The organism is Marinoscillum pacificum (assembly GCF_024714495.1).
GTDB lineage: Bacteria > Bacteroidota > Bacteroidia > Cytophagales > Cyclobacteriaceae > Marinoscillum > Marinoscillum pacificum.
On the sequence record NZ_JAMZMJ010000004.1, the window covers coordinates 262,493 to 286,479 of the forward strand.

The window sequence follows — 23,987 nt, forward strand, 5'->3', positions numbered from 1 at the left end:
ATGATCACCAACAGGTTCGCAACCTCAGAATACCTATCTCTACCGAACGATCCAGGAGTCTATAAGTTTTTTGATTCCGAGGATACCATCATATATGTAGGGAAAGCTAAAAACCTGACAAAGCGAGTATCCAGCTATTTTACTAAATCAAGTGATATTAATCGTAAAACGGCTCGATTGGTTAAGGAGATAGAAAGCATTGAGGTTGTCATCGTAAATAGTGAATTTGATGCGCTATTACTTGAAAATAGCCTCATAAAAGAATATCAGCCTAAGTACAATATTCTTCTTAAAGATGACAAGAGTTTTCCTAGCATCTGTATATCAAATGAGCGTTTCCCCAGGATTTATTCGACTCGAAGGATAAATACCAGTGAAGGAGTCTATTATGGCCCATATACTAGTGTAAAAGCGATGAATGGCGTATTAGAGTTGATAAGAAAACTTTACACCATTCGTACATGCTCTCTTAACCTATCTCCTGCAAATATCCGTGCTGGCAAATTCAAAGTATGTCTTGAATATCATATAGGCAATTGCTTGGGGCCATGTGAGGGGCTACAAACAGAAGAGAAGTATAGAGAGGATATAGAGAGTGCGCGACATATTCTCAAAGGAAACTTATCAGTAGTCCGCCAGAATTATAAACAACTAATGAATGAAGCAGCTTCTGAATTGAAATTTGAGGCAGCACAACAATACAAAGACAAATTAGATTTACTAGAGAAATTCCAATCAAAATCCTTAATTGTCAACCCATCCATCAATGATATAGATGTTTTAGGAATTCTAAAGGACCAGGATAAGTACTATGTCAATTACATGAAAATCCAACATGGTTCAATTAAGCTTTCGGAAACAATTGAAGCCAAATCAAAAATAGATGAACCGGAAGAGGAATTTCTACAAATTTTACTTTTCAATTTAAGAAGTAAATTCAGCAGTTTCTCACGAGAAGTCGTAACTAATAAAGAAATCTCTGGTTGGGAAAACGTAGAAATTACAAACCCTAAGATTGGTGACAAGAAAAAATTACTCGATCTATCTCTAAAGAATAGCAGCTTCTTTAGAGCAGATAAACTAAGAAGGCAAGAAGAATCAAAAACACCAACAGAAAGAGTGTTAGAAATCCTTCAAAAGGATCTTAATCTGCAGTCTCTTCCCAAACATATTGAATGCTTTGATAATAGTAACATACAGGGAACCAACCCAGTGTCTTCTATGGTCTGTTTCAAAAATGGTAAACCATCTAAGAAGGACTATAGAAAGTACAATATTAAAACGGTTGTTGGCCCAGATGATTTCGCAAGTATGAGAGAAGTAGTTTTTAGGAGATATAAGCACCTCAAAGAAGAAGAGCTTTCTCTTCCTGATCTTGTCATCATAGACGGAGGTAAAGGACAGTTAAGTTCAGCTTGTGAATCCTTAAAGCAATTAGACTTATACGGGTCAATTCCCATTGTTGGCATTGCAAAGAAACTCGAAGAGATTTATTATCCGGAAGATGAGTTTCCAATTCATATTAGCAAAAAATCTCCTTCGCTTAAACTAATCCAACATCTGAGAGATGAGGCACACCGCTTTGCTATTACCTTCCATAGACAGAAAAGAAGTAAAGCAGCAATAGTATCAGAACTAGATCAAATTGCAGGCATAGGTCCCAGTACTAAAAAAACACTTCTTCAAGAATATAAGAGCAGCAACCGCATAGCCAAAGTACCATTAGATGAACTGTCGCAACTAATTGGAAAAGCCAAAGCAGAAAAAATATATAATCATTACAATAAAAAAGGGTCAGCTAAAAGCTGACCCTTTCTATATTATGGTGTTTTGAGATTAATATTCCCAAAGTTCACTTTCATATTCCATTAAATCGTACTCCATTTTCTGCTGTAGCATAACAGCTTCGTATGGATCTGTAGTTTGCTGACGAATATCTAAGTTCTGTGCATTTGACATCTTAGTTATTGGTGCAGAGAACAATCTCAACTCGAATGCATCACCATAATTTCTATGTTGCGCTTGATTTTGATTGTTATACCAAACAGCTTTATCAGCATATGGTCCTCTGAATAAATTGATTACATCTTCGTATTTGAAGTTAGCAACCATTTTTTCAAACCCAGCAGGATTGTAAACAGATCCAGCTCTTCCTGGTAGATATAGAGATACTGACTGAATGTACCAATACATTCTAGATCTATTTCTATCAAACAGAACTCTTTCTCTTAGATAAACCACATCAATTACAGATGGAGGAATTGGATCATATTGTAGACCAGAAGATTGCTGAGTCGACGTTTCGTTTCCGAAACCGCCTCCGAAACCACCTCCGAAGCCTCCTGCATCAAATCCTCCACCCTGTACTTCTACAGAGATATTAGATTCGAATATACTATCAGGCATGATCGTTTTTACTGAATCAGTCATGTAAGGCTTGATCAAACCATCCTTTACTCCTTGAATCAACAATGTTGATAACTCACCATTAATTGAGAAAAATGGTGCGTTTTGTTTTTCTCTCAAGTCCATTCGTCTCCACACCATGCGCTCAAACATGATATGTTCTTTTTGGACATCAGCTTTGATGATCGGAATTTTACTTTCCATTTCCTGAGCATTAACTCCAGAAACGGTGGCAAAACCAATCAATAATGCATAACATAACTTTTTCATAACCTGTGACATTATTTATTTCAAAGGAATCGTAATGATTCGGTTGAAATTATTAAAATCTTCTACGTCTCCTCTAAAATTCTGACGTTGTACTCTTTTTACTTCGACAACAATGTTGTCACCTTTTCTAGCTTGTGCTGCAATAGGCCCCAAATTTACATCTGGACCTGATGTCACTGACGCTCTTCCTATTCCACCACTTACCAATGTCAAAGTTGCTTCAGCTACTCTAAACTTGGCATCATCTGGTAAAAACTGCTGGAAACTCTCATCTGCTAAAGCTCTTAAGGAAATTCTAGGTGTTTTTGCAGGAATACCATCCTTCAAATTGATAGGGCCTTGAGATGAGAACGGAGTGATTGTCGGTGCAGGAATTCTTCTAACCTTAAAAGTTCTTGCTCCAATGAAGTTTCCACTACTAGAAACCTTCAATTCTACATCTTGTCCATTTGACGGAACTACAGTTACTTGTCCTTTTTCTGTTGAACTTTGGAATGTTCTAGCATTTGATGCTGTGAAAGATGGATTGTAAGCCACCCCTAACTGAGGCACTTGAACATCCAGATTATTACCACATCTCAAGTACAACGCTTGAACAGCAGTTGATTGAATTTGAATGGTAGGCTTTACAACAAAGTACTCTATTTCACTAGTGAAAGTAGTATCCTTACCTCCTGGCAAAGTTACTGAGATAGCAGCCTCGTAAGTTTTTCTTGCTAATCCTTCTTTATCGAAAGAAGCAGAAGTAGCAGTGAACTCTACCGCTCCTTGACCAGAAGCATCAACAGGAATTTCAGAACCATTGTAAGTCATGGTTGGTGTTATTCCAGATGAAGATGCAGCAATGAACATTTTTGCTGTGTACTTGGTACCTGCAGCCACATACTTAGACTCAGGTTTAACCATTGGTACGATCACATCAAACTTCAAATCACCAGCTCCGACTTTTCCAGATAAGAAATCTAGAGCAGCAGTCTCATATCTTAATACTTTTGACTGGAAGTCACTGATAGTTGCTAGACCCGCAGGTGTAGGAGAACTATCGAAAGCTAAAGTTGAGAACGTCTTCCCTTTTTGGTTAGGGTCTTGGCTATAGATAGGATCTTCGTCCGCATCTACTGCAATTGCTTTGAAGAATTCCAATTCGTTTTCTTCAGCCCCAAGCTCTTTCAACTTGGTTTTTACCAATTCAGCATAACCATTAAGACTTTCTTTCAAAACCACGCCATTACCTTCTCCGCCTTCTTCCTCAGGCATCATGTAGTGACCTACTTTGTCATAATCTGTCTTACCTTTCAAATGCTTTGCATCCCCTGTATATTCTGGAGCATGACCTTCCTCATAGCCGCCAGTAAGATCTACAAGAGTACCTTTAAGCGTCGTAAGTTCTTTCAATACTTTAGCTGCCTCGGCGCGGATTTCTTGAGCCGCCTCAACAACTTTCACATCTGCAGCACGATTACCAGTGTCGTCAACAGTCTTCACGATATTCTCAAGAACTTGAGTATTTCGTTTTTCTGTTTCTCCATTGGCTCTTACAAGTGAGTCATCTAAGAACACGAACTTATCAATTACGGTAGTAGATACGTTTAGTGCTAACAAGGCTGTTAGTACTAAGTACATCATACCGATCAATTTCTGCCGTGGTGTTTCCTTTCCTCCAGCCATATTAGTTTCTTTTTAGGGTGTTAGATTAGAAAATTAACCTTGTTTCATAGCGCTCAACATATTGCCATATACTTTGTTTAGAGAGGCAATATTTGTTGTTAGCTGATTAAGTTCAGCTTGGAAAGCAGTTGTTTCTTTTCCAGCATCACCCATGCTTTCAAGAGCCTGAGTCAAATTAGAATAGAACTTATTCATAGACTTAACATGTCCTTGAGCATCTTTCAATTCCATTTCATAAACAGCGTTCAATGCACCAAGACTCTTAGTTACATTTTGAACTTGAGTGTGATACTCCTTAGTATCGTTAGCTGCTGCAGTCATAGTCTTCATTCCTTCGATAGAAGTAGCATAAGACTTATTCATTTCCACTAATGTACCTGAAGCAGTTTTCACATTCTTCGCGTACTCGTTAGTAGCAAGAGCAGCATCACCCAATGACGCCATTTTTTGAGCTGAGTCAGACAGATTTTTCATTCCATCACCTAAACTCTTAATTAATTCTGGACCAACCTTAGCATCAGCCAACATTTTATCCATGCTTGCAGAAACACCAGTACCAGCATTGCTACCAGTAGTTACTTTTCTTGGAGCCGCAACCGGACCATCATAATCATCTGCTAATTCTGGATATACTTTTGACCAATCAATTTCTTTGTGCTTAGGCTCGAATGAACTAAGGAAGAAAATGACAGCCTCAGTAGTCAGACCAATTACCAACATCGCTGTTGCTCCTGGCCAGTGTGATATTTTAAACATCGCTCCTACAATAACGATGGCAGCTCCAATACCGTAGATTTTTGGCATTATCGTGCTAAAGAGAAGCTCCTGAAATCCGCCTTTTTTGCTCATTTTTCTATAAAATTTAGGTTAGTTTATCTTAAAATTCGTATCCTGATGATCTACCAAGATAAGTCATTGCACATCTAAATCCTACTGAAGATCTAGCTGAGTCTCTATGATCATATGTTCTAGTGCCTGTTTCAAGGTAATAGGCGATATCTTTCCACGAACCACCACGAACAATTTTGTAATCAATTCTTTCATCAAAGTATGTTGGGTTCAAATCCCAAACAAGTGGCATAGCTGATGGATTGTATGCATCCTCACACCACTCTGCTACGTTTCCAGACATATCAAATAGTCCGTAATCGTTAGAGAAATAAGTAGCAACTGGTGAAGTGTATGCAAAACCATCATCAAAATAGTTTCCTCTACCTGGCTTAAAGTTAGCCAACAAACATCCTCTTTGATTTCTCACATATGGGTTACCCCAAGGATATTTAGCCATATCTCTTCCACCTCTTGCAGCGTATTCCCACTCTGCTTCAGAAGGCAATCTGAAGTTAGGCATAATTGGAAGACCTACACTCTGACGATATTCGTTTAAGTGTTGAGTTCTCCAAGTACAGAAATACTGAGCAGCATTCCAATCAACTCCAACTACAGGATACTCATCAAACGCAGGGTGTGACCAATAGTAAGTTACCATTGGATCACCCATGTGGTGAGTGAAATCCTCCATCCATACCATTGTATCTGGCATTAGATCAGCTATTGCATAACCTGCTGGAAGGTCTACTTCAGAACCTTCGGTAATAGCTTGAGTAAATTGTCTGTATTCATTGTTAGTGATCTCGGTTTCATCCATAAAGAATGCACCGATCGTAACCTGTTTATTCAGGTTAATCTGTGTAGCAGCTACATCTTCGTCTGCTTGACCCATGTGGAACGTACCTGCTGGTACCGCCACCATACCGTATGGACGGGTCATCTCCCAACCTTCTCGATCTGGAACTCCAACGAGCTCACCATTATCGGAAGATCCTCCACCAAAAAGTCCGCAACTTTGAGATAAAAATCCCAGTGCAAGAAGGCTTAAAGTGGAAAACTTTAAAACACGCATATTATTCATAACACCTTATTTGAACTTGCAAGTATGTAAAATAAACAAACTTTATCAAAAAATATTGTCACTTCCTAAGCCTAAATATATAACCTTCTCTGAATTCCGCACAAATTTTATCTTCAAAATACCCCTTTTTGTGGATGAATTGTCGATAAACTATTCCTAAAAACTAAACCTTGGAGTTTTTACCTTTTTTCTTCCTCCAAAAATCAAGTCCGGCAAATCATATCTAACGAAGATTTCGTGGGACGTAACAGCCTTTGCTTCTTGCCCCACAAATACATAGTCAAAAGAGTAACCTACTTTTAATTCCTTGTTTTGCAATAACGAGTATCCTAAATAAAGAATACTTGATTCCTGTCGACGGTAAGATAATCCCGTCCAAATTCTTTCACCTATTGTTACTATAGCTCCAACATCATAAGTGTAAGTACTCAGATTAGTTCTTACTAGTACCGTTGGAGAAATACTTAATTGAGAATTCACAGTAAAACGTTGACCAGCATGAACAGCATAGGTCATTTCAACTCTGTTTTCTAAATCAGTAAGCCCGAAATCAAAACCAGGCTCTGTTATATTTTGAATAGCAGCACCAACGAATAGCCCGTTATCTGCTCTGTAAAGTAATCCTGCATTTAAATTAAAACCAATTTGAGTTTGTCTTCCTCCTTTAGGAATAGAAGGATCATTAGGTTCATTGGGTCTGTATAAATCAGAGTTTACTGATTGTGAAAAAAGCATTGGAGCAACTCCGATTCCTAATGTTCCTGACCTTAAACTCAGAGAGTAGGTTAAAGGCAGACTCACTTGCATATTCGTAAGTGGGCCCAGGTTATCATTAACGATGTTGAGTCCTAGGGATGATAATGGGAAGTTTTTTATGGGAACTACGGATGTCAACATCTGAGTGCTGGGAGCACCACCTGATCCATCGAATGTGGTATTGTAACCCAACCACTGCGTTTTATGCTGAAAAGCAACAAAAGCTTGTGATTCGTTCGAACCCCACGCAGGATTGAAATAGGTTGGATTGAACATGTAATGACCAAAAAAAGGAGTATTCTGTGCGGATGCACTGAATACTCCTGATAATATCATTATGCTAATCACAAATCTTTTCATATGGGCAACTTATTAAAAAACCGCTTCTAACAAAAATACCCTTATTACTTGGTGATTGTTATAAGTTATTAGCTTTTTTAATGTATAACTCTAACGCACCGGTCATAGATGGAGCATTAGGAAGTGGAGCCTGGATATCTAAAATCAATCCAGCATCCTTTACTGCTTTGGCTGTAGTAGGCCCAAAAGCGGCAATTCTGGTTTTATTTTGCTTAAAATCAGGGAAGTTGTCAAACAAAGACTTAATTCCTGATGGGCTAAAAAACGCAAGAATATCGTAATATACATTTTCTAAGTCAGACAAGTCAGAAGCAACTGTTCTGTAAATAATAAGTTCGGACCATGTGTATCCATTCTTATCTAAGAACTCTGGAATGTCATCCTTTCTGATATCTGAACAAGGGAAAATATATTTCTCCTTTTTATGCTTTTTCATCACTTCAAGCAAATCCTGAGCTGTTCTTTCCCCTGTGAAAATCTTTCTCTTTCTGATCACAATGTACTTCTGAAGGTAATTAGCTGTCTGCTCAGAAATACAGAAGTACTTCATGTCTGTTGGAATTTCCACTTTGGTATCTGCTGCCAACTTGAAGAAATGATCTACGGCATTTCTACTAGTGAAAATTACGGCAGTGTGATCCAGGATATTCACTTTTTGTTTACGAAGCTCCTTTGAGTCGACCGGGTCAATCTCTATAAATTGGCGGAAGTCAATCTTAAGATTATACTTTTCGGCGAGTTTATGATAAGGAGAATTTTTATCTGAGGGCTCAGGTTGAGATACAAGTATAGATGATACTTTATTAAGCCTCTCTTTGTCTGTAACTAACAATTCTTCACTCATTCCTTTCAAATACTGTTAAAGTACGGCTGTTGGTCTTACGATTTCAATAACCAAATAATGATTATAAAACTTGGTAAGAATTCGGTGGTGCAAAGGTATGAAATAATCATTAGTTTCCTATGGCTATATAATTTATCCAATTTGATTGCCATCCAGAACTGGAAGAAAATCAGCATGATAACGTAAATCATAATTATTGCAGACCTCAAAAATTCAGAGGTAAAATTGTACTGTGTATAGTCTATAACTGATAATCCTAAACACAAGGTGGTTAGTAATATAAGAAAATGAATATAATCCTGATTTTGAATGTTTGGAAAATCCCTAAACTGAAAAATAGCACTGACCACAAGACTCCACAAAAATTTAGCTATTAACATCAAGGCTCCAATTATTGCCACTAGTAGGATAATCGGAACCGACACCTCCCAACTAGGGGTAATCCCCAGCTTAACCATTTGATATCCAAGGTAGTAACTGAGTAAGGAAGCCATAATAGACAAATAGATTATTGCCATCAGGTTGTCAAACCCCAGAAAATTTTGATAATTATCTTCTGCACTCAAACCCCGTAGCTTAAAACTCAGCGGGTTGCTATATGATTTAGAAAAAGTCCCTGGAAAAAACCTACGGTATACACCCACTAGCAAAATCAGGATGACAAGAATAATCAGATAACTATTCTTATCTAAATGACCTTGCTCATTGATTTTTCCATATGCCTTCTCGCGTGAAGTATGCACTACCTCATACAACTCAGTAATTAAATCACCTTCATGCCAGTCTGTTCCAAAAAATGTAAGAGTTGGCAGCTCAAGATGGTTGTTATTGAGCGAGTCCAAATTGATATAAGTAATCCCTCTAAAATGACTCAGATAAATCTGATCATTAACCCAAAGATCCATATCCGCCTTACACTCAATCTTAATCAAAGAACCTGTTTCTCGTGGTACTTCAAAATAAATAATCTCTGATTCTTGCTCGATATAAGGAACGGAAAGCCCAGGCTCATCAAACGTTTGCCAGGATGAAGTTAAATCCTTTACAAAAACAGTATCCTTCTGTGCAAACAGCGTACTGGATAAGAGAAAAAGAAGAAGTGTTCCTAATGTTCTAATCAAAACCTTGATGAATATCCGATATGTACTTTAATGTTGGTGAAATCCAGAGAAATATCGTCTGCCCTGCCAACAGCCGTAGCAAATGTAAATAAGCCATTGGAAGTATTCAGGTTTAGACCTAATCCAAATCCCTGAGCAAGCTGATTTGCATTAAAAGACTGAAGATATAAAGCATCGTAAAAGAGCATAACGAACGATCTTTTTTCGAAATATTGACGTAATTCTAATCTAGACAGTATGAAATCTTTGGCATAAAAAAAGTTTTCATTGAATCCTCTGATACTTCTTAAACCACCCAGCCTTGTTAGTTCATTTAAGAGTAACTGATTGTTATACAAAACCTGTCCTCTCAATTCATGATATAATGCCAGCTGATTCTTGATAGGTACCTGAACTCTAGACATACCTGTCACAGACCATCGTTGAGTTTTAAGCTCAAGCGTGTCATACACTTCCGCCATAACTGCTGGATTCTTATCAATGCTCTTATCACCTATTGAGCCCTTTACTGCGTACTTAAAATGTTTTCCTATACCAAATGGCAACTCTGGATAGGAGCTACGCAACCCGATATGATAACTTTTACTTTCATAATCAGCAATACCTTCTGTTAAATCTAAAATATCCGGTTCTATGAGTGTTCCATTGTATGAAGTAAATCCAAAAAACAATTCTGAGGCTTTCCACAGATAGGTGCCAGATTCCAATTGCCAACTTTGATTAAGAAAACTCGTATCCTGTTTGAGCAAATTAAAATCTACATTTAAGAATAGTGGAGATGACAATAAATAAGGATGTGAATAAGAAATGGAAGTAGATTGTGATTGGTCAGCAAAACGATTCCATGAAAAATGAACTCCTTTCCCAGATTTAAATAAATTGGCCAAATTCAAATCTAAATATCCTGTAACAATCAGATCATTCGTACTTGACTGACCTGGTAAAAAACCAATAACCCCTTCGAAGGAGCTTTGTCTGGACTCTTGAAGATCCAAATAGATTTGGGAACCATTATCAACAAAAGTAACCTCTGGCTCACGCTGGATCTCTATAAATGGCAAACGTTCCAATCGATCAGGGATTTTTTCATAATCAGATTCTGAATAGGGTTGTCCTGGTGTTATTTTCAGCGTGTTGTAGAGGTATTTCCGGCCAAGACCGACATTTTGAATTAGGATCAATGTATCAAATTCAATAAATGGTCCTCGCTCGATGCTCATTTCAGCACTCCATTTATCTGCTTTTTGAATAGTTGTTAAAGAAACCCGAGCAAATGGATATCCATTGTTCGCATAATGATCCAATTGCATATCGATTGACTTCCAAAGTTTGGCACTCCTGGCAGGTTTAAGCTCAATCAATGAGTCAATGTAGGCATCATAATAAGTGAAGGAGATATCAAAGTCTTTCACTTGTTCTCCCTTGTGCAGATATACGGATGATGATTTAACACTATCAACTCCTGCAAACAGGTAGCCTTGCCGCCACCAAGTTCTAATCATTTCTGACGCTGATTGTGTCGCTAACAATGAATCTTGATATTGCTGAGCACTTACTTCACCTTCCAGGACAATACGATAGGAACTAGATTGCCCATGAAGGCCAGAATCTATAACAAGAGCTAGTATACATAATGTCAATATTCGACTCACCGTAGATTATCCAATGTACCTTTGCAAGATAATCGAAACGCAATGGCCGGCATTTATTTACACATACCATTCTGCAAACAGGCATGTCATTATTGTGACTTTCACTTTTCCACCAATCTTTCTCGGAAAAGTGACATGGTTAAAGCACTGATTGAAGAATTAGAAATGCGGCGAGATGAGTTGAATGGAGAACCTATTCAAACCATTTATTTCGGTGGTGGAACACCTTCATTGCTCTCCGGTGCAGAGTTGACAGAAATCCTTAAAACCATTAAAAATGAATATGAGGTGGCGTTCAATCCAGAAATAACTTTAGAAGGAAATCCGGATGATTTGAGTCTTGCGAAATTACAAGAGATAAAAACTGCTGGTGTCAATCGGTTGAGTATCGGCATTCAGACCTTTGACAATACTCGGTTACAATATATCAACAGGGCACATAGCAGCGAAGAAGCAGAATCTTGCTTATTCAATGCACGAAATGCTGGATTTGACAACATCTCAGCTGATTTGATTTATGCCATTCCTCCTGATAACATGGAATACTGGCAATCAGACCTTGCGAAACTTCTTTCTTATGACCTGGAGCACATCTCACTTTATGGGCTCACTATCGAAGAGAAAACAGCATTTGGTAACTGGAGGCAAAAAGGAAAGCTGAAGGAAGTTCCAGAGGAAACAGCAGCGAAGCAGTACGAGCTAGCTATCTCAGAGCTTAAAGCCGCGAAATATGAACACTACGAGGTGTCCAACTTTGCCAAGCGTGGCTATTACTCACGTCACAACACTGGTTATTGGGAAGATCAGAAATATCTAGGCATTGGCCCGGGGGCACATTCATATAATGGTGTCAATCGCAGTTTTAATATCAGCAATAATGCAAGATATTTGGAAGCTATCAGTAATCAAGAGCTTGCTCTAACTACCGAGTCGATGGAACCCAATGATCGTCTGAATGATTACATTTTCACTCATCTACGGACAAATAAGGGTATCAATTTCCAAGAATTAAAAGAAAGACATGAAGTGGACCTGAAGCAGGATTATAACTACCTGTTTGACACGTGGCTCGCCGAAGAACTAATCGAATTAGACGAAAATGTCTTGAAACTTACCTCAAAAGGCTTCATGATTGCGGATGAAATAACCTGGAGGTTGTTTTATCACGATTAGAATTCTTACTTTTAACAGTCAACCACTAAGGATTAATGGATAAGGAACAAAAAAAGGCGGTCATGCTCCTCAAATCACTCATCCTCCACTATCATGGATTGGATGACGATGAGCGTGAAATTCTGGAGTTAGCTGCTGAGCGTCTTGACAGTCGAGATGAGTTGGACTGGGCCAATCAATTCATTTCCGAAGATTACTTATCCGCATTTGAGAGATCCCGTGATTTCTTTGCTAAAACAATAGCCAAAATCACCAAAGAAGAAAAACTTACCCACCTTAAAGACGCATGGGAAGAAAATCATCAAAAAGGATATGTAACTGAAATGGAAACTACTGCCATGATCAACCTGTCCAAAGACTGGCAGGTTGAAAAGGAGTTTCTAGAAGTTATACAGAATTAAAGAGACATTTTTTCCTTGAAGCGAGCAGCTTGTCTGCGGCTTACTTCTATTTTCTCTCCACCTTTCAGCTGCACTAACAAGCCACCATTAAACCAGGTATCTATATTTTCTACCCATCCCAAGTTAATGATGTGTTTTCTACTTGCGCGGAAAAACGTCCGATCGTCTAAACGCTCATCCAGTGCATTCAACGACTTATGTATCATTGGCTTATTGGAGCCAAAGTATACTTTGATATAGTTTCCATCTGATTCAAAAAGCCGAACTTCAGAGAGTTTAACGAACCAGCATTTGTCACCATCCTTTACAAAGACCTGATCATCTTTACCTAAAGAACGTTTTTCGTTTGATCTAGCTATTTTGGTATCTTCTACTTTCAATTTGGCTATGGCTTCTTCTAGTCTTTCTGGCTGGATAGGTTTTAGCAAATAGTCTAAAGCATTAACTTCAAAAGCTTTCAACGCAAATTCGTCATAGGCAGTTGTGAAAATTACCTTCGGCACTGTGTCCAGAGACTCTAGCAAGTCAAAGCCAGTTTTCCCAGGCATTTGGATATCCAAAAATATTAGCTCCGGATTGAGCTCATTGATTTTTTCAATTGCATCATCCACATCGGTGGCTTCACCTATTACTTCAATTTTCTTATGTGGTTCCAATAAGGACATCAGCTCTTTTCGAGCCAGGCGTTCATCGTCTACGATAAGTGTCTTCATAAGGTCTTTGGTAAAACTACTTCTGTTAATACAGTCTTTTTATTTTCATTTACTATGCGAAAAGAGGCTTGATCACCATAGATCAACTCCAATCTTTTCATGGTATTACTGATCCCGAAACCAGTGCCGGTAGCCGGTTGTCCATCGACATATTGACCAGCATTTCGAATTTGTATTAGCAACCTGTCGTCTTCCACCTTGGAATGAACTTCAACCATTCCTCCGTTTCTCAAAGTAGAGATACCGTGTTTGATACCATTCTCCACTAGTGTCTGGATCATCAAAGGTGGAATCAAGTAGTGAAGTGAATGATTATCGATATCGAACTTTGTCTTCAAACGCTCTTCGTAGCGAATAGTTTCAAGAGCCAGGTAATCCTTTACCATTTCCAACTCCTCAGAGAAGGTGACCATTCGCTGACGATCTACTGTTAAAGAGTTTCTCAATATATTCGATAACTGCGTAATCGCACTTTTTGATTTTATTGGATCTTCATCTACCAAGGCTCTGATACTATTTAAGGCATTGAATATGAAGTGTGGATTTAGCTGCGATCTGAGGTTTCGCAATTCTATCTCCTTTGCGGCAGCTTCGTATTTGAGAGACTTATTGTACCGCTCAAAATAATGGAACGTCAAATAAATCATACTCCACAAAATATAAACTACAGCAGTCCCGATAATGTTAAAAATGACTGTCTTTGGTAGAAAATCATTGGATGTGAGCTCACCAGCGAAAAAAGCATAGAGTAACAACACTGAAAAGTTCAGTGAACTTAGCAATAAAATCAATGCTGAAATCCGAGGTGTCAGGCGAGCAATACTATAGTTTAGCCAACCAAAATTCACCAAGATGTACCTCAAGAAATGTGTTGAGAGCAGGTAGAATCCCATTTGAGTAAACTCACCTATAATGTGAGTCAAATCGATACCCGGAGTTGATCTGGCACTTGCGTATAGAGCAAGTTGCAATCCCCCATAAAGGGACCAACCACCTATTTGACACACCCAATATATCAGCCTCTTATTCATCCAATCCTGACCTCCGAGGCCAAAACAACTAAATTATTCTCAATGGCCGTAAATATGAATCAAAATATTGGTTAAAAAGCTACTTCAATTCGTCAACGAGAAATTTTGCTGTGTGACTGATCTTCACTTTAGCCACTTCTTCTGGTGTACCCGAAGCAATAATCTGACCTCCGCCTTCTCCACCTTCCGGTCCAATGTCTACAATATGGTCAGCGACTTTGATCACATCCAGGTTGTGCTCAATGATCAATACGGTGTTTCCTTTAGTTACCAGCTTTTGAACTACTTCTAGCAAATGTTGAATGTCCTGAAAGTGTAACCCTGTAGTTGGCTCATCCAATATGTAGAATGTCTGACCCGTATCACGCTTCGAAAGCTCCGTAGCCAATTTTACGCGTTGGGCTTCTCCTCCAGAAAGTGTAGTAGCGTGCTGACCCAATGAGATATAGCCTAACCCAACTTCGTTGAGTGTTTCAATCTTTTTTAAGATCTTAGGTTGATTCTCAAAAAACTCTACAGCTTGCTCCACTGTCATATCGAGAACATCAGAGATCGACTTACCTTTAAACCTGACTTCCAGTGTTTCTCTATTGTATCGTTTGCCCTTACACGTTTCGCATGGTACGTGAACATCTGGAAGGAAATCCATTTCAATCACGCGCATTCCTCCTCCCTGGCAAGTTTCGCATCTTCCACCTTTTACGTTGAAAGAGAATCGACCTGGTTTGTATCCTCGAATTTTCGCCTCTGGAAGCTCTGAGAATAGCGATCTGATGTCTGTGAAAACACCAGTATATGTTGCTGGATTGGATCTTGGAGTACGACCAATAGGTGACTGATCTACTTCGATCACCTTATCGATATGTTCCAAACCTGTTAATTTCTTATAAGGAAGTGCTTCAGCTCTTGACTTGTAAAAATGCTTTCTTAAGATTGGGTAGAGAGTTTCATGAATCAAAGAAGACTTTCCGCTACCCGATACTCCAGTAACGCATGTCAAAGCACCGAGAGGCAGCTTTAGATTAACACTTTTCAAGTTGTGTCCAGTTGCACCTTTTAGTTCTAAGAAGTCACCGTTTCCTTTGCGACGCTCTTTTGGAACTGCAATTTGAAGTTTGCCAGTCAGGTAATCTGAGGTGAGTGATTTATTCTTGATGAAATCTTTTGGCTTTTCTGCAGCCATGATGTGACCACCATGACGTCCTGCTCCTGGACCGATATCTACTATAAAGTCAGACTCCAACATCATGTCCTTGTCGTGCTCTACAACAATGACCGTATTACCAAGATCTCTCAAGTCTTTCAGTGCCTGAATCAACTTCACATTATCACGCTGATGCAAACCGATACTCGGCTCATCTAGAATGTACAGTACATTCACAAGTTGAGTACCGATCTGGGTAGCCAATCGAATGCGTTGCGCTTCACCACCAGACAAGGTTCTCAGCGGTCGGTTCAAGCTGAGATAATTCAATCCCACATCTAGAAGGAATCCAATTCTCTTGCGAATCTCTTTCAGAACCTCCGCAGCAATCACGTTTTGGCGTTCAGTCATGCGATCTTCTACACCTTCAAACCACTCTGCGAGTTTGTTAATATTTAGCTCGGCTAACTCACCAATATGGGTTTCATCGATTTTGAAATGCAACGACTCCTTCTTCAATCGATAGCCATTACAATCAGGACAAGTAGCTACATCAGTGAATTCTTCAACCCACTGACGAATTTTATCACTTCCAGCATCTTTCTGTTTTTCTAAAAACTTAATAATGCCTTCAAACTTAGTGTTCCAGTCAGTCCCCGGATATTTCACCGAACTGACTGCTACCGGCACCTCATCTCCATAAAGTAGCACATCCATGATTTTATCTGGAATATCCTTAATAGGAGTGGTGAGGTTGACTTTATTTCTTTTGAGGATAGCTTCAATTTTCTTGAAGATCCATATATCACGATATTCACCAAGCGGAGCTATTCCTCCTCTGCTGATAGACAGACTCGGATCTGGAATAACTGAGTCTCTTGATATTTCTTCTATTACACCAAGACCATTACATGTCTGGCAAGCTCCGTACGGACTATTAAAAGAAAAGGTATTTGGTGCAGGCTCGTCATAAGACAAACCAGACTCTGGATCCATCAAATACTTAGAAAAGTGAGCTGTTTCACCGTCCTGATCCTGAACCATCAAAATCCCATTTGCCTGTTTAAACGCAGCCTGTATGGACTGACGAATTCGCTTTTCATCCGATTCTTTGACGATGATACGATCGACAACAATTTCAATATCGTGTGTCTTGTATCGATCTACCTGCATCTTAGGCAGTAGCTCCTGGATTTCACCATTTACACGCACCTTGGTAAATCCAAGTTTTCTGATCTGAACGAATAGTTCTCTGTAATGCCCTTTACGACCTTTTACCACTGGCGCCAGAACGATGAGTTTCTGTCCGTCGTAGGTTTTGAGAATATGTTCTAGAATTTGGTCTTCGGACTGCTTGACCATTTTCTTACCAGAGATGTAAGAATACGCTTCTCCAGCCCTAGCATACAGCAATCTCAAAAAGTCATAAATCTCAGTTACCGTACCTACAGTAGATCGGGGATTTCGTGAAGTCGTTTTTTGCTCAATGGATATTACCGGACTTAGACCATTGATTTTGTCTACATCCGGTCGTTCCATATCACCAATGAACGCTCGAGCATATGCAGAGAAGCTCTCCATATACCGTCTTTGCCCTTCGGCATAGATGGTGTCAAATGCCAAAGAAGACTTTCCACTCCCACTAATCCCGGTGATCACCACCATTTGATTTCTAGGAATGGTCAGATTTACCTCCTTCAGGTTATGCTCTCTGGCACCAAATATTTCTATGGATTGCTGTTTTTCTACTGAACCGCTTTTGCGACTCACTTCCGCATTTGCCACTGTCATTCTATCCTTTTCTAATATGCTCTTAGAAGTTCGGACTCAATAGGTACTTGTTGTAGAAGTCATCAATTTCATGAACTGCTTCTTCAGCTGTATCTACTAACTTGAATAAATCAAGGTCCGATTCATTTATGTTTTTCTCTGCAAGCAATACATTTTTGACCCATTCGAATAGTCCGCTCCAATATTCCCTACCTACCAGTACAATTGGAAACTGACCAATCTTTTTCGTCTGAATCAATGTAATCGCTTCAAAAAGTTCATCTAGTGTTCCAAAACCTCCCGGCATAACAATGAATCCCTGAGAATATTTTACGAACATGACCTTCCTCACAAAGAAGTAGTCAAAATTAATGAGTTTGTCTTGATCTATGTAAATGTTATTGTGTTGCTCGAAAGGTAAATCAATATTTAATCCTACTGACTTTCCTCCTTGCTTATGAGCACCACGGTTACCAGCCTCCATGATACCTGGGCCACCTCCGGTGATTACCCCGTATCCATGACGAACAAGTCTGGCGGCAATATCTTCTGCCATTTTAAAATATTTGTGATCTTCTTTGGTTCTTGCAGATCCAAAAATAGACACACAAGGACCGATTTTGGCCAGTTTTTCAAATCCTTCTACAAATTCGGACATGATTTTAAAAATGGCCCAAGAGTCAGAACTTTTAATCTCATTCCAATCCTTATCCTTAAAGGCGTCAATGATTTTCTCCTCCTCGTTGTTTGCTTGTTTTTCTGACATAAAAATGCATTAAGGTTAATAATGTTGGCTTTAAGATAATCCCTTTTCTGCGATTCTGTGATCAACAAAGGATATCCTTAACCGCAGCATCAACCTGCGTAAACTTATACGTAAAGCCCGTGGACTGAATTTTATCAGAGAGGACGTAGTTTCCTCCTAAAACCATTTGTGCCATTTCTCCCAGCATGGATTTCATCACAAACGCAGGAACGTTTGGTAAAATCAATGGTCTTTTCAATGCTTTGGCCAGCGATTTGGTTAATGCCTCATTTGTTACGGGATTTGGTGCTGTAGCGTTGTATGTTCCCTCCAATTTATTTTCAAGAACTTGTCTGAAGATAGCACAGAGATCGTAAATATGAATCCAACTCATGTATTGGTCTCCAGAACCCAATGGAGCACCCGCAAAAAGCTTAACTGGTTTGGCAATTTCCTTTAAAGCACCACCTTCTTTAGCCAAAACAACACCAACTCTGACTTTAGCTACTGACGTAAATTCTTCTAAGGTATCTGCCTCGGCTTCCCAGAGTTTTACTACATGAGCCAGGTAATCATTGCCAGGTTTAGATTCTTCAGTTAGTTCTGCTGCTCCTGTATCCATACCATAATAGCCAATTGCACTTGCACTGATGAATGATTTCAATTTGACCTGTTGCTTCTCTATTTGAGACTTAAGGAGTTTGATAGACTCTACACGGCTATCGATTATTACTTTTTTTCTTTGCTTGGTCCATCTTTTATTAGCCACTCCCGCTCCAGCAAGATGAATGACGTAATCTGCACCATCAAGCGCGTTGGGATCAATGTATTTTTTGCCGATATTCCACTCGAAAGTAGGATACTCGGCAGAAGAATCTGGCGTTCTACTTAAGTGAACCACTTCGTGATTGTTTTTGGAAAGCATTTTGCTTAGATAACTACCAACAAGTCCGGTTCCTCCGGTGATTACTATTTTTGCCATACTAAGAATAACATATGACTAAGCGAATCCTCTTTTTTTATGTGCTTTTTTTTATTGGATGGCTCAGCTATTCACAAGAATTTGATCCAAGAATAGAAAAATCAACGCTAACTATCAATCATAAAGCCAGAGAAGGCTATCAATCTAGATTTGGTATATCAGCTAAAAAGCTAGAAAGAGCCTGGTGGAGCTACAGCAGAGAGTTTGGTAGACCGCTGAATATGAAAGGTTATTATCAGGTAACTATTCCGAGTCATCTCAATAGTGGCAATGTAGACTTGGTATTACTGAGTAAATCACTGGCAAATAAGAAAGGAAGCACTTTTTTCTTGACGATAGATGAGCAAGGGATTCCTAAAGACAAAAAGTCTGCCTATATGAATCAGGTCAAAGTGATCTTGCAGACGTTTAAGGTCAACTACTTTGTAAGCGAGCTTAGTGAAAAGCTAGAAGACCTGGAAGACCGAGCAGCAACAGTTAGTAAACGAGTAGCTAAATCTTCTGGCAACTCGAAGCAGAAACATATCAATCAAATGCAGAAACTGGAAGAAGAAATAGAAGTCATCAAGCAACAGCTTACGGAAGTTAATGACGCTTATTGATTCTTCTACTCTCAACTGTAAAGCATAAAAAAAGGCCCGATAAATCGGGCCCTAATTCATTTTAAATGTAATGAAGATGAGAATTTAAAATGAATAGCTATAAGACACTGTAAACGTTGTGCCTGGATTTCTTAGTGAGAACAATTCTGAATCAGACTCTGTGCGGTAACGCAACTCATTGTCATCGTTTAGAATGTTCTGGATTCTTAAGCTCAAAGACTGATTGTTGTCTTTACCAAAGTTTCTTGAACCTTTGAAATTTAAGCTATGGAAAGGGCTAGTGTAAACTTCTGGTACTATAGATGCACTTACGTAAGTCAATGTTTCACCCTGTACGTTGTACGATAGGTTTGCTGACCAATCTTGCTCAGTAGTTTCATAGCTCAAGTTAGCGTTGATAGAGAAAGGAGCTTGCATACTCATATTTCTATATCTCTCAACACCGTTTTCAGATCCCTTGAAGTTCACCTCACTTTGGTACTCATTTTGACCAGTTTCACTTACCGTAACGGTAGTTCTGTCTACTCTGGAGATGGTGTACGTGAAGTTACCACCTACTGAAAGTGTTCCTGCCGGTGTGTTCCACAAGTTTTTAGAACCTTCCAACTCTGCACCATATGCCACTGCGCTACCAACGTTTCTTGGAGTCACCTGATTAGGAGCAACCTCGAATGCTACAATTGCAATGTGGTTTGTGAAATCCTTGAAGAACAAAGACGCCGCAATTTTCTCACCTGGTCTGAAAAAGTTTTCCCATCTAACGTCGTAGTTAAGAATCTCAGCTTGTTTCGTATCAATGTTACCAATGAACCAAATACCAGTAATTGGGTCAACGATGAACGCTTCTGATTTTTCTTTGAATGAAGGTCTTGCTAAAGTCTTTGTAAATGACCCTCTAAGGTTCATTGTTTCACTTAGTGAATAGATTAAGCTTAATGAAGGCAAGAAGTTAGTCTCGTTAAGTGTCTCTTGATCTGTCACTTTCTCTTCAATTCCATTGTCTTGCTCAATGATTCCTGTGTAGTTCATTTTTACACTCTCCATTCTCACTCCGTAAACCGACTTCAATCTTTCGCCAATTCTCATTTCGTTCATAGCATAAGCAGCGAACAATGTTTGAGTACCATCATAAGCATTGCTTTCATCTGTTGCATTCTGAATGTATAGGCCATTAGTTCTACTATCACTGATAATGAACTGAGATAGATCATTAGGATCTGTAGAGTTTACGTTACTAGCAGAAAGGTTGCCATAAGCGTAGTTGTAAACATCAAATTCTCTTGCTCTGAAAGACCCCAGTCCACCGAATTTCAATTTGTTGTTTTCGTTTGCTTCAAATTCCACATCAACTTTGAAGTTCTCGTTTACTTCAGAAAGCTCTCTCCAGAATCTGTTCATCAAACCACCGTTTCTGAATCCTAATTGGCCATCATCTTCGTTGATTGCAGTTTCTCTATAATCAGGCTCATATTGGCTTGACAAGATGAAGGAATTCGTCCAGTTCAATCTTACATCACCAATTTGGTGCTTACCGTAAGTAATGTTGTTGAACATGTTTCTTTGAGTATAAGTCAAAATATCATTATACAAGAAAGTAGGGTTGTTCAACGCCGTGTTTCTTCTAGTTCTTTTTACAGCTGAAGTAACACCATTCTGAATGTTCAAGAAGGTAGTACCGATTGTTGTGTTTGCAGACTTAGCAGCGATAGACGCTAGACCACTCCACAATACTTCATTTTGAGAAAGATCACCTTTTGCTGTATAATCTCTAACCAAACCAATGCCGGAACCAATTGCGTTTCTTTCGTATTGTCTTCTTTCGAAATCCTGGAAATAACTGTTTCTATTTCTGTAAGTGAATAGTGCATTGTAACCCCAGGTCAATTTCTTCCCAACCAATTGATTTCTGTGAGAAAATGATAAGCTACTGTTCATGAAGTTGCTACCTCTCTCAGCCCCAAGAGTTGGATCAAACAAACTTGTAGTTTCATTATCCTGTTGCAGTCTTGTTTTTGGAGTAACAGGCAAGTCTCTAGCGCCATTGTCAAATCCTAACCAATCTGTAGAAGATCCTTTATATGAAAGCGCATTGGAATTAAAATGCATTGATGGGTTGTACCCCAAACTCATTGAAATAGAAGTGTTTTTCTTTTCAGGAAATGCTTTTGTTTGAATATCAATTAATCCACCTGTGAATGAACCTGGTAGATCTGGTGTGAATGTTTTGTATACTAATACGTTTTCAAGAATTCCTGTTGGAAAAATGTCTATTTGAACGTCATTTCTATCTGGATCAATACCAGGGATCACCATACCATTAACTGATGTTAGTGTATATCTATCACCAAGACCTCTTACATAAACATATTTGTCACCTTGTACAGAAACCCCAGTAACACGCTTCATTGCAGAAGAAAGGTTGCTATCACCTACTTTTCTGAAAGTAGAAGCAGAAATTCCATCCAATGTATTCACCGATTTTTTCTGAACAAGCATTACTCCAAATTCATTGTCCTTAGCCACTGTAGCTGTTACAACAACTTCACCTAGCTGCTGCACATCTTCTTTCATTACCACATCTAGAATGGTTGGCTCGTTCGCCTTCACCTCAACGCCTTCTAATACGATAGACTGGAATGAAACCGACTGAAATATAATGTTGTGAGTACCTACCGGAAGCTTTAAAGAATAGTTTCCGTCAAAATCTGTAGATGTACCAGTGATGGTACCTTGTTTTACGATGGTTGCACCGAATAGTGGTTCTCCTGTGGCTTCCTCTAGCACCTTTCCTCGGATAAAGCCCTCCTGTGCATAGGAATATGCAGCAGCAATTGCCACGATTAATGTTAATACCGTTTTTCTCATCTTCAAATAAAAATTTGTGCAAAAGTAGATTTAGCAGAATTCACAAGCATGCAAGAAAACTTTATGCTTTAATTATGAAATTATCTTTGGAGTGACTGATCTATTAACATTTGGTTAATAAATATCATAATAGGTTTACACAGCCTAAAAACAAAAAAGCACCCGCCGTTAGGCAAGTGCTTTATGAAAAATACTACTTAGTATTCTTATTCCTCAATTAGAGCTGGTAGATCGTCAGTGTATACAGACCACTCAGCATTAACAGTTGAGAAGTTTAATTTTCCATCGATTACGTTTTGAGCAGCATTTTCAGTAGACTCAAATGTTACTTCGTCGAAAGAAGCATCTAATTTAATTCTACCACCGTTTGCGTTAAGGTTAGTTACAGTACCTTGAGCTTTAGACTTGAAGTCACATGTTACTGATCCAGCCACTGCTTTGATAGTACCATTTACAAGGGTAAAGCTACCAAGAGCATCACCTTCTCTACCATCGATTTCTAGTCCTTCGTCAGAATCCTCATCTACAGTCACATAGTAGTTTGTTACTTTTCCTTTGTAAGACTGGTCAATGTCAATAGCATCATCACCAACTTGAGCAACAAGGATATTAGTTACATTCACAGAACCACCGAAGAATTCAACACCGTCATCACTGTTAGCGAAGATTTCTACGTTTTGGATGGTAGTACCAGTACCAACACCACCTAATGTAAGACCGTTGATCTCATCACCAGCAGCAGCATCGATTACAGCACCACCGTGTCTGATTGATACATATTTGATAACACCAGAGTTATCATTGTCAGCAGTTCCACCGTAAAGACCGTTTACGTCACTTGCATCCACACCTTCAATTTGAACCTCAGCCTGCTCAGCAGAAATAGAAGCTTTACCTAGTACTACTAGTCCACCCCATTTTCCTTTATCTGCAGCAGTTAAAGTACCATCGTCATCAGTTGTAGTCATGATGATAGGAAGCTCAGCAGTACCTTCAGCCATGATTTTACCACCTCTTGCGATCATCAATACAGAAGCATCCGCACCTGTGAATTGAACATCACCTTCGATTCTTGTTCCTGGCTCAATAGTTAAAGTAACACCATCGAGAACAGTAACTCTTTTGTTAATTTCATAAATTTTGTCAGCAGTCCAGGTTACATCTGCTGAGATGTTACCTTCTACGTCTACTCTTTCAGTTGCAGTAGAGTTGTATGTACCACCCATTGTAAGTGTCCATCCGAATACAGACTCATCAGCACCAGAAGCAGAAGCGTCTGTTGATACGATTCCGTCTACTGCTGCAGATACTTGATCCAAAGCAGCTTGTTGTACTTCAGCGTCAGATGGTGCGTCATCTTCACTACAAGAAGTGAATACTAGTGCTCCAGAAAGGAACAATGACATTGCTAAAAATTTTCTCATGATTTAATACCTTTTAATTCTTTTTCTAGTTGTTGATAGATTCAATCAATTACGAATGCAAAGGTGTAAGTAGTATGTTAACTGGTTTAGCTTCACTTGTTACCATATCATTAAACTAATATTGCATCTTTTATCCCGCTGTTACTTT

General features: G+C 39.0%; 19 protein-coding genes. 4 read left to right on the forward strand and 15 right to left on the reverse strand.

The features are described from left to right. A complete protein-coding gene (gene uvrC / locus NXS00_RS12390) occupies positions 1–1,809 on the forward strand; it encodes an excinuclease ABC subunit UvrC (RefSeq protein WP_258099521.1) in 1,809 nt (602 codons plus the stop codon). Positions 1,810–1,836: 27 nt separating this feature from the next. Here the strand turns inward: uvrC and porN are convergent, their stop codons facing one another. The 8 genes from porN to NXS00_RS12430 all read right to left on the reverse strand — a co-directional run bounded on the left by porN (position 1,837) and on the right by NXS00_RS12430 (position 10,989). Further along, the gene (gene porN / locus NXS00_RS12395; RefSeq protein ID WP_258099522.1) at positions 1,837–2,676 is read right to left on the reverse strand and encodes a type IX secretion system ring subunit PorN/GldN; all 840 of its coding nucleotides are present in this window, start codon (positions 2,674–2,676) and stop codon (positions 1,837–1,839) included. Positions 2,677–2,691: 15 nt separating this feature from the next. Beyond that, entirely contained in the window at positions 2,692–4,344 is a 1,653-nt protein-coding gene (porM, locus tag NXS00_RS12400; protein ID WP_258099523.1) for a type IX secretion system motor protein PorM/GldM, read from the reverse strand. Positions 4,345–4,377: 33 nt separating this feature from the next. Beyond that, positions 4,378–5,193 carry a type IX secretion system motor protein PorL/GldL gene (gene porL, locus NXS00_RS12405; protein WP_258099524.1) on the reverse strand — a complete coding sequence of 272 codons (816 nt, stop codon included), beginning with the start codon at positions 5,191–5,193 and terminating at the stop codon, positions 4,378–4,380. Positions 5,194–5,221: 28 nt separating this feature from the next. Further along, positions 5,222–6,247, reverse strand: coding sequence for a T9SS ring complex lipoprotein PorK/GldK (gene porK, locus NXS00_RS12410; protein WP_444701424.1), 1,026 nt, complete (start codon positions 6,245–6,247; stop codon positions 5,222–5,224). A gap of 165 nt (positions 6,248–6,412) precedes the next feature. Continuing rightward, entirely contained in the window at positions 6,413–7,372 is a 960-nt protein-coding gene (locus tag NXS00_RS12415; RefSeq protein WP_258099526.1) for a PorP/SprF family type IX secretion system membrane protein, read from the reverse strand. 58 nt (positions 7,373–7,430) lie between these two features. After that, the gene (locus tag NXS00_RS12420; RefSeq protein ID WP_258099527.1) at positions 7,431–8,216 is read right to left on the reverse strand and encodes a uroporphyrinogen-III synthase; all 786 of its coding nucleotides are present in this window, start codon (positions 8,214–8,216) and stop codon (positions 7,431–7,433) included. A gap of 35 nt (positions 8,217–8,251) precedes the next feature. Further along, entirely contained in the window at positions 8,252–9,337 is a 1,086-nt protein-coding gene (locus NXS00_RS12425) for a DUF4271 domain-containing protein (protein ID WP_258099528.1), read from the reverse strand. Then, on the reverse strand, positions 9,334–10,989 hold the full coding sequence (locus tag NXS00_RS12430; protein WP_258099529.1) for a BamA/TamA family outer membrane protein: 1,656 nt from the start codon (positions 10,987–10,989) through the stop codon (positions 9,334–9,336). Before NXS00_RS12430 ends, NXS00_RS12425 begins: the two co-directional genes overlap by 4 nt. 42 nt (positions 10,990–11,031) lie before the next feature. On the opposite strand from NXS00_RS12430, the gene hemW reads away from it, so the two are divergent. Together hemW and NXS00_RS12440 are read left to right on the forward strand one after the other, a co-directional pair. Next, positions 11,032–12,162 (forward strand): radical SAM family heme chaperone HemW, encoded by a 1,131-nt coding sequence (gene hemW / locus NXS00_RS12435; protein ID WP_258099530.1) that lies wholly within the window; start codon positions 11,032–11,034, stop codon positions 12,160–12,162. Between the two features lie 35 nt (positions 12,163–12,197). Beyond that, entirely contained in the window at positions 12,198–12,563 is a 366-nt protein-coding gene (locus NXS00_RS12440; RefSeq protein ID WP_258099531.1) for a hypothetical protein, read from the forward strand. Here NXS00_RS12440 and NXS00_RS12445 read toward each other — a convergent pair. From NXS00_RS12445 to NXS00_RS12465, 5 genes are all read right to left on the reverse strand, one after another. Next, complete coding sequence (locus tag NXS00_RS12445; protein WP_258099532.1) at positions 12,560–13,276, reverse strand: LytR/AlgR family response regulator transcription factor; 717 nt, start codon at positions 13,274–13,276, stop codon at positions 12,560–12,562. The two genes, NXS00_RS12440 and NXS00_RS12445, sit on opposite strands and share 4 nt — an antisense overlap. Beyond that, positions 13,273–14,307, reverse strand: a complete 1,035-nt coding sequence (locus NXS00_RS12450) for a sensor histidine kinase (RefSeq protein WP_258099533.1) — start codon at positions 14,305–14,307, stop codon at positions 13,273–13,275. The genes NXS00_RS12445 and NXS00_RS12450 overlap by 4 nt, the downstream gene beginning before the upstream one ends. 79 nt (positions 14,308–14,386) lie before the next feature. After that, positions 14,387–17,242, reverse strand: a complete 2,856-nt coding sequence (gene uvrA, locus NXS00_RS12455; RefSeq protein WP_258099534.1) for an excinuclease ABC subunit UvrA — start codon at positions 17,240–17,242, stop codon at positions 14,387–14,389. 22 nt (positions 17,243–17,264) lie between these two features. Then, the gene (locus NXS00_RS12460; protein WP_258099535.1) at positions 17,265–17,987 is read right to left on the reverse strand and encodes an LOG family protein; all 723 of its coding nucleotides are present in this window, start codon (positions 17,985–17,987) and stop codon (positions 17,265–17,267) included. Positions 17,988–18,048: 61 nt separating this feature from the next. Next, positions 18,049–18,948: a TIGR01777 family oxidoreductase gene (locus NXS00_RS12465; RefSeq protein WP_258099536.1), complete on the reverse strand. Its 900-nt coding sequence runs from the start codon at positions 18,946–18,948 to the stop codon at positions 18,049–18,051. A 14-nt stretch (positions 18,949–18,962) separates the two neighbouring features. On the opposite strand from NXS00_RS12465, the gene NXS00_RS12470 reads away from it, so the two are divergent. Further along, the gene (locus NXS00_RS12470; RefSeq protein ID WP_258099537.1) at positions 18,963–19,550 is read left to right on the forward strand and encodes a hypothetical protein; all 588 of its coding nucleotides are present in this window, start codon (positions 18,963–18,965) and stop codon (positions 19,548–19,550) included. 84 nt (positions 19,551–19,634) lie between these two features. Here NXS00_RS12470 and NXS00_RS12475 read toward each other — a convergent pair whose 3' ends face one another. Then, the gene (locus tag NXS00_RS12475) at positions 19,635–22,415 is read right to left on the reverse strand and encodes a TonB-dependent receptor domain-containing protein (protein WP_258099538.1); all 2,781 of its coding nucleotides are present in this window, start codon (positions 22,413–22,415) and stop codon (positions 19,635–19,637) included. Positions 22,416–22,621: 206 nt separating this feature from the next. Beyond that, the gene (locus tag NXS00_RS12480) at positions 22,622–23,839 is read right to left on the reverse strand and encodes a beta-helix domain-containing protein (RefSeq protein ID WP_258099539.1); all 1,218 of its coding nucleotides are present in this window, start codon (positions 23,837–23,839) and stop codon (positions 22,622–22,624) included. Between the last annotated feature and the right edge of the window lie 148 nt (positions 23,840–23,987).